This is a genomic window from Streptomyces sp. SL06, from assembly GCF_058244745.1.
The window spans coordinates 7,388,752-7,399,901 of the sequence record NZ_JBSYOT010000002.1; the positions used below are offsets into that span (position 1 = coordinate 7,388,752).

An 11,150-nucleotide genomic window follows, 5' to 3' on the forward strand; every position below is an offset into this window, starting at 1 on the left:
GCCCTCGTGGAATGCTGCGCCCATAAGTAGCCTGGTTGGATTAGCTGACCGCGCACTCGCCGGACGGGTCAGATGCCGGGTGCGGGGATGCGGGTGTAGGTGAGCCCGGGGCTGACGCCGCCCGCGGTGGTGACAGTGACGGTGACCGGGCCTGGGGAGCCCGCCGGTGCGACTGCGGTGATCTGCGTGTCCGACACCACCGTGAACGAGGCGGCCGTACCCCCGAAGGTGACGGCCGAGGCGCTCGCCAGGCCGGTGCCGGTGAGAGTGACCACGGAGCCTGCGGACGCCGGACCGCTGCTGGGCACCAGGGCCGCCAGCGTGGGCGGGCCGAGGTAGGTGAAGGCGACGGGGTTGCTCGTACCGCCCGGGGTGATCACCGTGATCGGTGCGCTGCCCGTCCCCGGAGGGGCGGATGCCGTGATCTGCGTTGCCGACACCACGGTGAAGGAGACGGCGTTGGCGGAGCCGAAGCGGACGGTGCCGGTGCCGAGCAGGTTGCTTCCATTCAGTGTGACCACGGTGCCTCCCGCCGTGGGGCCCTGGGCAGGGCTGCCGCTGTCGAGAACGGGCGGCGCGGCGTAGAAGAAGAAGGCGTCCGGGGCGCTGGTGCCCCCTGGTGTCGTGACGGCCACCGCTGCCGCCCCGGCGGTTCCGGCGGGTGTGACGGCGGTGATCTGGGTGGCCGAGTTCACCAGGAACGACGTGGCCGGGACCCCGGCGAAGGTGACCGCCGTGGCCCCGGAGAACCCGGTCCCCACGAGGGTGACACCGGTGCCGCCCGCCGTCGGGCCGTTGGCGGGTGTCACCCCCGTGATCTGCGGCACCTGCGCCGTGACGTAGGTGAAGGTGACCGAGTTGCTGCTGCCGGTCGGATGGACGACCGTCACCGCCACCGCACCCGCGGCGTGGGGAGGACTCATCGCTGTGATCTGGGTGGCCGAATTGACGGTGAAGGAGGTGGCGTTGGTGCTGCCGAACCGTACGGCGGTGGATCCCGCCATGCCGGTGCCGGTGAGGGTGACGGTGGTGCTCCCGGTGGTGGGGCCCTGTGTGGGGACGATGGTGTTGATCGTGGGGGGCATGAGGATGCTCCTATGACAGCCTGGGCGAAGCCCGGGGCTGACGGCGCGCCGGTCCGGGCCTGGGAGTCACCGCATCCGGGAAGCCGGCGGCAGGGGGCCGTCCTCCCACCGAGGCCACCTGGTCGGGCGGCGGGCAGGGTGGGGATCGTCGCGCGAAAGGCGGTGGTCGGGGCAGGGCTGCCGCCCGGTGCGAACCGGGCGGCAGCGGGGGATGTGAGTCAGATGCCGGGACCGGCGACGTAGGTGAAGGCGTCGGTGGCCGTGTCGGAACCGGCCGCGTTCGTCACCACCACGTCGACCGGGCCGGCGGCACCGGGCGGGGTCACCGCCGAGACCGTGGTGGCGTTCACCACGGAGAACGGTGCCGGGGAACCGTCGAAGGTGACTGAATCGGTGGTGTCGAGGTTGGTGCCGGTGATGGTCACACCGGTGCCTCCCGATGTGGGTCCGGAGGCCGGTGCGACGGTGGCCACGGTGGGGACGTCCACGTAGGTGTAGGACAGCCCGTTGTTCGTGCCGCCCGCGGTGGTCACGCTCACCCCGACGGGGCCCGCCGCCGCGCCCGCCGGTACCGGGACGGTCAGTTGGGTGTCGGAGACGACCGTCGGTGTGGCGGTGTTGGCGCCGAAGGACACACTGGTGGCCGTCGCCAGACCGACGCCGTTGATGGTGGCCGTGTTGCCGCCCTCCAGCGGACCGGAAACCGGACCCACCGAGGACTTGAACGGGGCTCCGACGTAGAAGAACGGAGCCGGGTTGCTGGTACCACCCGCCGTGGTCACGGTGATCCCGACGGTGCCGGTACCCGACGGCGACACGGCCGTGACCTGGGTCGGTGAGACGTTGGTGACACTGGTGGCCGGCTTGGTGCCGAATGTGACGGCAGTCGTGCCGGACAGGTTCGTACCTGTGATCGTCACCAACGTGCCACCGCCGGTGGATCCCTGATTGGGAGTGATGGGCATGGAAAACTCCTCGCTGACAGGACGGACAGGGGTCGCAGCGAAACCATGAGCTTCGAGAGCCGACCTTCGCGGGGAAGTCACACGAAAGAAGAGACGACTGAACTGGGCTGCCGCACAGAAGAAGAACCGGCAGGCGCCGCCCCTTTGACGTGATCCCCGGTCATGGGATGGGCGGCCCACCGGTTCGCTGCTTCAAGTACTCCACAGGCAGGCAGGTTTGGCAAGGCTTCAATCACATAATTTCGATGGCAGGGGCGCGCAGGTGTGATTGAGTACCACCGGCGTGCACTCATTGACTTGAGCCCCCGTAAGCGCGAAAAGGCCAGTCGGCACCGTAAACGGCGCCGACTGGCCGTCCAACCCCCTTCGGGGTGCCCATCGCGACCTCGGCGAACCCGCACCTTCCCCACGTGTGAAAGGCGGCAAGCCACACCGAAACCACGTTCCCCGAATGGAACGGGCTGCCCATTGGTTGGATGCACCCAGTAATGCAGGCTCTCGGCATATGCCTCAAGCCATGGATCCCCGAGTCACCTGAACGGAGTAATGTCTTGGCTGGTCAACGGGCGAGCAGGATTGCCGTGTGAAGGAGTGGGGGCGCGGAAGGAGCACAAGGGGGCGCTCGCGTTGGCCTCGCGCTTTCGAACGGAAATGGATTATGGCCTGAAGATGAACTCTCCGGGTGAAGGCGCGGATTGTTGAACCGGGCGCCCCAATCCGCGGTGGCGCTCGAACAGCGCCGTTTTGGAGAGACCCATCCGGAACTCCACGAGCGCGTTGTCCGGGGCGACACCGACGGTGCCGATCGAGGCACCTATGTTCCTCGAACAAGTGGGCGCCAACGCAAAAGAGATGTACTGCCCGGTGTGCAGGACCGCCCCGGCGGGGCTGCGGATCCTCAAGAGACGTAGACACGTTCCGATCCGCGGGGGCACGGCTCGTATCCGGCCCCTGCACGAGACAGAGGCACCGTCACCAATGGCGCCCCCTGGCCGCCCGAGCAGCTCTCCTTCGGTGTCCCGGCGGCAAGGACGTTCTCACCGCAGCTGTCGTGGAGTGGCGCCCCGGAGGGCACCGAGAGCTACGCCGTGACCGTCACGGCAGAGACTCCCGCCTGACGAACCCCGTCTTCAGGCCCATCGACGCTGCACTGAACCAACCGCCGCCAGACTCGGGGCTGTCGGGAGGGCCGAAGGTCCACCTCGTCGTCAATGGACGTGGCCTGCCCCCTCCCTCGGCATTCTCCGCCGCACACCTCCTGCACATCCAGGCCCTCATCCCACTGGTCCGCGGCACCCCGCCCATCCGCCCCTGCCGCGACGCGCGGCGACGACGGGCAAGTCATTCGCGCTCTCTCAGGTACTCGACGGCTCTGCGCGCCGCGGCGCCGATCACCGCGTCGACGCGGGGGAGCCGGCGGTCGGCGCGTGCGGCCTGGGTGAAGACGACCGCTGTGTACGTACGGCCGTCGGGCAGTTCGATCACCCCCGCCTCGTGCCGCATGGCGCCGAACGTCGCGGTCTTCCCGTACACCGCTACGTCGTCGTACGGGAAGCCCGCCGCGAGCCGATGCTGCCAGGGCTGGAGTCGCATGGTGCGGCGAATGAACGCGCAGCCGGTGGGGGAGGCCGCCGTGTCCGTCCAGACGGCACGCAGCAGTCGCGCCATCTCGGCCGGGGTGGTGGCGGCCACCCACGCGGGGTCGTAGACGCCGGGCGGCGCCGCCCGATCGTTGTCCGCGATCCGCGCCATTGCCGCGTCCACCGAATCGGCCCCCGTCACGTCCAGCAGCCGGGCCAGGGTTCCCGCGGCACCGTCGTTGAGACGCGTGCGCGCGAGGCCGAGGACACGGCAGGTCTCGTCGAACGCCTCGGTGCCCACGTGGTGGAGCACCGCGTCGGCAGCCGCGTTGTCGGAGATGCTCATCATCATGACGACCAGGTCGCGCAGGGACATGGACACCTCGTCGCGCAGTTGTGAGATGCCGGTGGGTCCGGGCAGCCTGTCCCCGGGCGACAGGGCAACCCTTTGCAGAGGGTCGAGGACGCCGGCGTCGACCTGTCTGCAATAGGCCACCGCCAGCGGCACCTTGTAGACCGAGCCCATCAGTACGGCCTCGTCCGCGTCGAGGGCCACCGCCACCGCGGGCCGGTGCAGTTCGGCCGCGTGGAGCCGACCGTGTACTCCGGCGTCGTCGAACATGGCACGCAGGGTGCGCTGGATGGCTCCGTCGCCGCCCGCGCTCATCGGTCCGCCCCGCTGCTCGGGAGGTGTGCCGATGCCAGCGTGTCGGCCATGGCGACGGCCGCTTCGGTGGCGTGTGCGGCGGCGAGCCGGCGGGCGTCCCAGACCACGCGCAGTCGCAGCGGAAGCGCCGGGTCGGTGGTCCGGCGCCGGGCGACACCGCCCGCCGCGAGGGTTTCGTCCGCCGTGACGAGTACGGCCTGACCGGCGGCGACGAGGGCCAGTGCGGCGCGTTCGTCGGAGATCACCACCGTCTCGGCCCGATGGCCCCGCCCCGCGAGCGTGTCCAGGAAGAGGTCGTGCGCCGCGGGCGCTTCGGCACGCGGCCGGACCGCATAAGGCAACCGGCGTCCCGCCCGCGCTCCACCCGAACGCGGACTCGGCGTGCTCGCTTCGCCCGGCGAGGACAGCCCCGCCCCGGCGCCGGCCGCCCCGTCCGGGACCAGCCAGCCACGTCGCCAGCAGCGTCACGGGGCCCGCGGACAGGCCGCGCAGTACGACAGGGTGCCGGACGACGGCCAGGTCGAGCCGTCCGGCGGAAACGTCCGTCAGCAGTGTCGCTGTCGGCGCTGTGACCACCGAGACCCTGGTCCGGATACCGGCGCGGACGGGTGAGGCGGCGACGCTCGCGCCGAGCCGGGGCGGCAACTCGGGCGGCAGACCGAGCCGTAGACGCTGTCCGTCCGCGCCCTCCCTGGCGCCGGTGTCCCGCAGCTCGGCCAGTGCGGAAAGGGCCCGGCGCGCGTGCGGCAGCAGAGCAGCGCCCTCCTCGGTGAGGGAGACCCCGCGCTCCCGATCGAACAGCCGTACCCCCAGCAGCGCCTCCAGCCGGCGCAGTGCCTGTGAGAGAGGCGGCTGAGTGATGCCCACGCGTTGCGCGGCGTCGCCGAAGTGCCCCTCCTCCGCGAGGGCGACGAAGATCTCCAGATGCCGCTCGGTCAGCATGCGTCCCCCGTGGTCTGCGGTGATATGCCGAATGAATCGGCACGCGGCCGCGAGTGTATTCGACACAGGAAGACTCTCGAGGCTTGACTCCGGGACCCAAGGGACGGGCCCGGAACACCAGTTGAGGCCCGCGTAAGGCGAAGGAGTCCGCCATGCCCGCTCAGCAGTCCCAAGCCGCCTCGCGATGTGTGAGTCGGCGCAGCCTCCTGAGAACGAGCGTTGTCGCGGGCGCGGCAGGAGTCGCGGGGACGGCCGGGACCGCATCGGCCACCGCGCCGCGCGGCGTCCCTGCCCGCAACAGTCGTCCGGGGCGCAGCGGTGTGAAGCTGCGCTGGCTCGGCGTCGCGGGCTGGGAACTGAGCTTCGACGGTCACCGGGTCCTGATCGACCCGTATCTCACCCGGCAGCCTTACACGGACTCGGACGGCAAGGCCGACATGACGCGGAAACTGGAGGTGAACCGCGGGATCATCGACTGGCTGCTGCGCGAACACCTCACCTCGGCGCCCGAGTTCATCCTCCTGACGCACGGGCACTGGGACCACCTCGCCGACGTGCCGTACCTCCTGGACCACTCCGCCTGGCGGGAGCGGGAGATCAATGTTCTGGGCACCGAGACGCATCTGCACCTGCTGAGTGCCATGGGCGTCCCCGGCACAGGGCGCAAGCACCGGCTGGTGGTGGTGTCGGGGGACGAGGTGCTGCGCCATCCCCTCCAGTCGTCCGACAACCCGTCCCGTCCCGACTACACCATCGAGGTCGTACGCAGTCTGCACAGCCAGCTCGGCGGCTACGGCTTCGACCCCTACGGCACCCTGACCGCACCCCCGGCCCGGCCCCGGGCGCTGGGCGATCTGGTGGAGGGCGGCACATTGGGCTACCAGATCACGGTGGGTGACCGCTTGCGCGTCATGTTCCTCAGCGGTTCGGCCAACTTCGCGGCCCGCGAAGTCGCCGGGGCCACCCCCGATGTGCTGGTGCTGGGAGCCAGCGGGCACGCGGCCGTGCACGACTACTTCGAGCGCGCCGTTGGCACTCTGGGCCGGCCACAGATCATCGTCCCGAGCCACCACGACGACCTGGTCACGGCCCTGGACGACCCCGCGGTGCACGACACGGTGAACCGCGGCGTGGTCGACCGGCTCCAGCAGGTGATCGGGACGGACGGTCGCGTCCTCGACCCCCGCCATCTCGAAGTGCTGGAACTCTGACAGGTGAATCCGTCTCGGACGGCACTCGGCGAAACGGCCAGACACACGCGTGCGCCCGGCCCGCTCCGGACCGTCCGCCGCGTTGCCGCCGCACGTTGCGCACCGCGCGTTGAACTTCGCGGACGCAAGCACGAGTAGCTGCGGCACAGGCCTCCTGCATGCCGATCGGCCGGCGGAAGGCCGCGCGGCGTCGATACTCAGACAGGCAGGTCTGCGAGCCGCTGTGCGGTGCTGAAGCGGGGAGTGAGACGGGTCTTGGTCATGGCGAAGGAGGTGCCGGTGGCGGTGTCGGCATAGACGTAACTGCCGCCGCCACCGGCCCAGCCGAACGTGGTGGGTGTCTCGTCCGGCCGCGTACCGAGCCGGCCGAGCGGACAACCGAGGGCCGACCGCGCATGGTTGCCGAAGACCTGGTCGGTGCCCTCGAAGGCCACCGCCGTCAACTCCTCGAGCTGGTGCGCGTCGATGAGGCGGCCGTCGAGGACCGCGGCATTCATGGTGGCCGCTGCCCGCGCGGTGAAGGTTCTGGGCACTGATCGCCACGACGGCCCGGCGGTTCACCCGTGAAAGCCCTCGCACCACCTGGGGCAAGAGGTCGAGTCAGCAGGCCAGCGGCTTAACGTCCGCGCGAAACTCAAGGCTGACCTCATTCACCGGCTGGCCAGCCCAAGTTGGATGGATGCCGCATCGACCGTCTGCGCCAGCAGGACTGCGATGGTCATGGGGCCGACCCCACCGGGGACCGGCGTGATCAAGCGGGCACGAGTGCGGGCGGTGTCGAAGTCAACGTCGCCAACGTCGCCGGGGTTGTATCCGGCGTCGATCACGACAGCCCCTGGCTTGAACGTCTTCGCCGCGAATAAGCCGAGGGCGCCCCACGGCCGCCACAACAACGTCCGCTTCCCGCACGATCGCGGCCAGATCGGTCGAACGGGAGTGGCAGTAGGTGACAGTGGCGTCCCGGGAGAGCAAGAGCATTCCGACGGGCTTGCCGAGGATCGCACTGCGACCCACGACAACGGCATGCTGACCTGCAAGGTCTACCTCATACTCGTCCAAGAGCCGCATGATCCCGCCAGGGGTGCACGATGCGAATCCAGACAGCCCGAAGCTCATCGCCCCGAAGGAGGTCATCGTGACCCCGTCAACGTCCTTCTCCGGCGCGATGGCCTCGAATGCCGCCCGCTCATCAATGTGAGGGCCAACGGGGTGTTGAAGCAGGATGCCGTGCACTCCGGCGTCCTGCGAGAGGGACTGGATGGTATCCACCAGCTCAGCGGTTGTAGTGGTGTCCGGCAGGCTGACAAGCCGGGACTCGATGCCCGCCTTCGCGCAACGGGCCCGCTTCATCCGGACGTATGTCACCGAAGCCGGATCTTCACCCACCAGCACCGTTGCGAGGCAAGGCGTCACACCGACACGTCGCGAAATCTCTGTCGCCTTGCTTAACGTCTCCTCAACCATGCGTCGGGCAAGGCCAACGCCGTCCATGAGTCGGGCCGTTTGTGTCTGGGACATGGTCGCCTCCAGGCGTCACTGACCACTCGCCCAGGCGCACGGCATCGACCGAATTGTCGGACCGCTCCCCGGTGGTGCTCCACCTCAGCGCCAGTCACGGCCCAACCACCGCTCTAGTGGACAGCCCTTAGGGTTCTGGCCCACTTCTTGTGACGCGCACACGTTCAGTAGCGGGGCCCCGTTGAGAACTCAAGGCCAAGATCATGCAAAGTAGGGGGATGGATGAGTCGTCCCTGCCCGGTGGCTCCATCAATCACGTGGTGCGTGTCGGTGCCACGGTGCGCCGGCCCGCGTCGCCCAGTACGGAGTTCGTCGGTGACCTGCTGAAGATGTTTGAGGCCGGCGGCTGGCCAGGCGCGCCGCGCTACCGTGGCATCGACGAGGCGGGCCGGGAGGTCCTGACCTACGTCGAGGGGCATGTGGCCTGGGAACCGCAGCAGCCGCCGACGGTGTACTCCGACGAAAGTCTGCTGCGGGTCACGGAGCTTGTCCGGGAATTTCACGACCTGACGGCAGGCACGGCACTGGCCGGGGGACACGAGGTCGTATGCCATAACGACCTCTCGCCCAAGAACACGGTCTATCGACCTGTCAGCGGTGCCTTGCGCCCGGTGGCCTTCACCGACTGGGATCTGGCAGCCCCGGGCGCGCGCATCCATGATGTCGCCCACGTATGTTGGCAGTACCTCGGGCTCGGGCCGAGTATCGAAGACGCCTCCGAGGCTGCGCGTCGGGTTGCGGTTGATCGCTGATGGCTATGAGCTTGTGGACCGGCGTGAGTTGGTCTCTGCGATCCTGTGGTGGCAGGACAGATGCCGGCGCGGCATTGAGGCTGCTGCGGACTCTGGGGACCGCGAGATGATCCGTCTCCGCGACACGGGTGCAGTAGTACAGGTGCAGGAGGCATATCAGTGGGTTGCCGATCACCGGCGCGATATGGATCGTGCCTTGCGCTGACCAAACTGGCCTGATACCTCATCTTTTTGGCTGGGCCTCGTTTTCGGACCTCCGGGTCGGCGGCGCATCCTTGCCCACGACGACATCGCCGAGCCATATGAGAGGCGGTCTGTCTGCCACGAGTCTGGTCCCCACTCACACAACGCCGCCTCTGTGCAGTCGAGTTGGACTGGTCCTACCAAGGGAGTTCCAGTAGCCCGCTGAGCCGGTGAGCGCGCAGCCCCGCGTTCCGCGCCGTGTCCCACGTCCTTCAGGATGGTTCCCGGGGACTCTGATCCCGGCGGCGTTCGAAGAAGCGGAGACTCACTGGTGAAAGTGCATCACCTCAACTGCGGCACGATGAACATGCCGACCTACCCCATGGTCGCGCACGTGCTGCTCGTGGAAACCGACGCGAACGGACTGGTGCTCGTGGACACCGGATTCGGGCTCCAGGACATCCAGGACCCGGTCGGCCGGGTCGGGTTCATGCGCCACGTCATCAAGCCGGTTCTCGACCCGGAGGAGACCGCGGTACGGCAGATGCAGCGACTCGGGTTCCGGCCCGAGGACGTACGGCACATCATCGTCACGCACCTGGACTTCGACCACGTCGGAGGGCTGGCCGACTTCCCGCACGCCCAGGTGCACGTGACGGCGGACGAGATCGACGGAGCGATACGCTCGCCGTCGCGGCGCGAACGCACCCGGTACCGGCCGGCCCAATGGGCGCACGGGCCGCGGTTCGTCGAGCACCGGCTCGGCGGTGAGGGGTGGCGGGGGTTCGCCGCGGCGAAGGAACTGAGCGGGATAGCGCCCGGGTTCGTGATGGTGGCAACCCCCGGGCACTCCCGCGGACATGTCTGCGTCGGCGTCGACGCGGGTGAGCGGTGGCTGTTGCACTGCGGAGACGCCTTCTACCACTGGGGCACCCTGGACGGACGGGCCGAAGTGCCGTGGCCGGTGCGCCTCATGGAGCGCGGTGCGGCGCAGCAGCACCGTCTCCTCGTCGAGAACCAGCAACGCCTGGCAGAGCTGAACCGCCGGGCCGATCCCGGCCTGCGCATCATCTCCGCCCACGACCCGAGCGACCTGGAGACGGTATGAGAGAAAGCGTGCTGGTCACCGGGGCGGGATCCGGCATCGGGAGGGCCACCGTTCGCTTCCTCGCCGACGAGGGTTTCCACGTCTACGGGGCGGTCCGCAGGCCGGACGCTGCAGCCGAGCTGAGCGCCGTACTCCCCGCCGACTGGTTCACCCCCGTGCTCTTCGACGTACGGGACGAGAAGAGCGTCGCCGACGCCGCGGCGAAGACGGCGGAACAACTCGACGGCACGAAGCTGAGAGCCGTCTGCAATGTGGCCGGGGCCGTCGCCAACGGACCTCTCGCCGATCTGACGGGGGAGGATTTCGCCGGTCTCCTCGCCGTCAATCTTGTCGGCGTCCACACGGTGACCAGGGCGTTCCTGCCACTCCTCGGCGCCGGCAGCCGTATCGTCAATCTGAGTTCGGCCAGTGGCGTCAGGACCCTTCCCTTCACCGGCGCGTACTCCGCGAGCAAGTTCGGCCTCGAAGCCCTCAGCTCCGCCATGCGCATGGAGTACGCCGCTCTCGGGATCAGGGTGTCGGTGATCGCGCCCGGAATGATCGACACGCCCATGGCCTCCGCCATTCAGGAGGAACTCGGCAGGACGCCGACCATGCCGGTCTACGAGGCTCCACTGCGCCGCTCGCTGGAGAGGTCCGTCCGGGCCGCCGAGAACGGCATCCCGATGGACAGGGTCGTCCGGGCCGTACACCGCGCCATCACCGCACGGAACCCGGCACCCCGCTACGACCTTCACCACAGCTTCCTACAGGACGCCGTCCTCATGCGTCTGCTGCCAGTCCGGGCACGCGAGGCAGTCGTGCGCAAGGTACTCGGTCTGAACCCCACGTAGCCGGCGGGAGAGCGGCTGGCGGCACACCATCCGGACCCCGGGCCGCTCTCCTGCCCCACCGTGAGAACCAGGCGCGTCTGCCGGTGCATTGGCAGGGAAGGCGAAGGGGGCGGACGATCCAGGCGTCGGTGCTGGCTCGGTTCGGATTGGCCGGTGGGGGCTTGCACCGCTCGGTGTACCGGCGTTCGGCGTCGGTGGGGTGGTGGGGGTGGTTGGTGACCGGGTGGGGGGGGTGGGTTTGCTGGATGTGTGGGGCGTGTTGGGGGGTGTGGTGTGTTGTGGCGGGCTGGGGGGGGGGTGTCGGGG

9 protein-coding genes, 3 pseudogenes and 1 riboswitch are annotated in these 11,150 nt (G+C 69.1%); of the genes and pseudogenes, 5 read left to right on the forward strand and 7 right to left on the reverse strand.

Annotated features, from left to right (window positions below):
* Positions 1-68: 68 nt before the first annotated feature.
* Both AC4IHM_RS33465 and AC4IHM_RS33470 read right to left on the reverse strand, forming a co-directional pair.
* Entirely contained in the window at positions 69-1,085 is a 1,017-nt protein-coding gene (locus AC4IHM_RS33465) for an IPT/TIG domain-containing protein (RefSeq protein ID WP_490870718.1), read from the reverse strand.
* Between the two features lie 218 nt (positions 1,086-1,303).
* Complete coding sequence (locus AC4IHM_RS33470) at positions 1,304-2,050, reverse strand: IPT/TIG domain-containing protein (protein WP_490870719.1); 747 nt, start codon at positions 2,048-2,050, stop codon at positions 1,304-1,306.
* 968 nt (positions 2,051-3,018) lie between these two features.
* On the opposite strand from AC4IHM_RS33470, the pseudogene AC4IHM_RS33475 reads away from it, so the two are divergent.
* Positions 3,019-3,147 (forward strand): annotated as a pseudogene (locus AC4IHM_RS33475) (YbhB/YbcL family Raf kinase inhibitor-like protein); the annotation flags it as partial.
* Positions 3,148-3,391: 244 nt separating this feature from the next.
* Here the strand turns inward: AC4IHM_RS33475 and AC4IHM_RS33480 are convergent.
* From AC4IHM_RS33480 to AC4IHM_RS33490, 3 genes and pseudogenes are all read right to left on the reverse strand, one after another.
* Entirely contained in the window at positions 3,392-4,297 is a 906-nt protein-coding gene (locus AC4IHM_RS33480; RefSeq protein ID WP_490871011.1) for a serine hydrolase, read from the reverse strand.
* Complete coding sequence (locus AC4IHM_RS33485; RefSeq protein ID WP_490871026.1) at positions 4,294-4,638, reverse strand: hypothetical protein; 345 nt, start codon at positions 4,636-4,638, stop codon at positions 4,294-4,296. Before AC4IHM_RS33485 ends, AC4IHM_RS33480 begins: the two co-directional genes overlap by 4 nt.
* A gap of 478 nt (positions 4,639-5,116) precedes the next feature.
* A pseudogene (locus AC4IHM_RS33490) lies at positions 5,117-5,503 on the reverse strand (helix-turn-helix domain-containing protein); the annotation flags it as partial.
* Between the two features lie 56 nt (positions 5,504-5,559).
* Between AC4IHM_RS33490 and AC4IHM_RS33495 the strand changes: the two are divergent.
* Entirely contained in the window at positions 5,560-6,450 is an 891-nt protein-coding gene (locus AC4IHM_RS33495) for an MBL fold metallo-hydrolase (RefSeq protein ID WP_490870720.1), read from the forward strand.
* Between the two features lie 197 nt (positions 6,451-6,647).
* On the opposite strand, the gene AC4IHM_RS33500 is transcribed toward AC4IHM_RS33495, so the two are convergent.
* Together AC4IHM_RS33500 and AC4IHM_RS33505 are read right to left on the reverse strand one after the other, a co-directional pair.
* Complete coding sequence (locus AC4IHM_RS33500; protein ID WP_490870721.1) at positions 6,648-6,947, reverse strand: serine hydrolase; 300 nt, start codon at positions 6,945-6,947, stop codon at positions 6,648-6,650.
* Positions 6,948-7,100: 153 nt separating this feature from the next.
* Positions 7,101-7,968 (reverse strand): annotated as a pseudogene (locus tag AC4IHM_RS33505) (bifunctional 5,10-methylenetetrahydrofolate dehydrogenase/5,10-methenyltetrahydrofolate cyclohydrolase).
* 21 nt (positions 7,969-7,989) lie between these two features.
* Positions 7,990-8,076, reverse strand: a riboswitch (ZMP/ZTP riboswitch).
* A 110-nt stretch (positions 8,077-8,186) separates the two neighbouring features.
* Between AC4IHM_RS33505 and AC4IHM_RS33510 the strand changes: the two are divergent.
* From AC4IHM_RS33510 to AC4IHM_RS33520, 3 genes are all read left to right on the forward strand, one after another.
* A complete protein-coding gene (locus tag AC4IHM_RS33510; protein ID WP_490870722.1) occupies positions 8,187-8,720 on the forward strand; it encodes a phosphotransferase family protein in 534 nt (177 codons plus the stop codon).
* A gap of 514 nt (positions 8,721-9,234) precedes the next feature.
* Positions 9,235-10,011, forward strand: a complete 777-nt coding sequence (locus tag AC4IHM_RS33515; protein ID WP_490870723.1) for an MBL fold metallo-hydrolase — start codon at positions 9,235-9,237, stop codon at positions 10,009-10,011.
* Positions 10,008-10,844 (forward strand): SDR family NAD(P)-dependent oxidoreductase, encoded by an 837-nt coding sequence (locus AC4IHM_RS33520; protein ID WP_490870724.1) that lies wholly within the window; start codon positions 10,008-10,010, stop codon positions 10,842-10,844. Before AC4IHM_RS33515 ends, AC4IHM_RS33520 begins: the two co-directional genes overlap by 4 nt.
* The last annotated feature ends 306 nt before the right edge of the window (positions 10,845-11,150 follow it).

Bases quoted from the DNA above. Each gene is read 5' to 3' on its own strand.
- AC4IHM_RS33465 (WP_490870718.1), bottom strand. From the start codon at position 1,085: ATGCCCCCCACGATCAACACCATCGTCCCCACACAGGGCCCCACCACC.
- AC4IHM_RS33470 (WP_490870719.1), bottom strand. From the start codon at position 2,050: ATGCCCATCACTCCCAATCAGGGATCCACCGGCGGTGGCACGTTGGTG.
- AC4IHM_RS33480 (WP_490871011.1), bottom strand. From the start codon at position 4,297: ATGAGCGCGGGCGGCGACGGAGCCATCCAGCGCACCCTGCGTGCCATG.
- AC4IHM_RS33500 (WP_490870721.1), bottom strand. From the start codon at position 6,947: ATGAATGCCGCGGTCCTCGACGGCCGCCTCATCGACGCGCACCAGCTC.
- AC4IHM_RS33510 (WP_490870722.1), top strand. From the start codon at position 8,187: ATGGATGAGTCGTCCCTGCCCGGTGGCTCCATCAATCACGTGGTGCGT.
- AC4IHM_RS33520 (WP_490870724.1), top strand. From the start codon at position 10,008: ATGAGAGAAAGCGTGCTGGTCACCGGGGCGGGATCCGGCATCGGGAGG.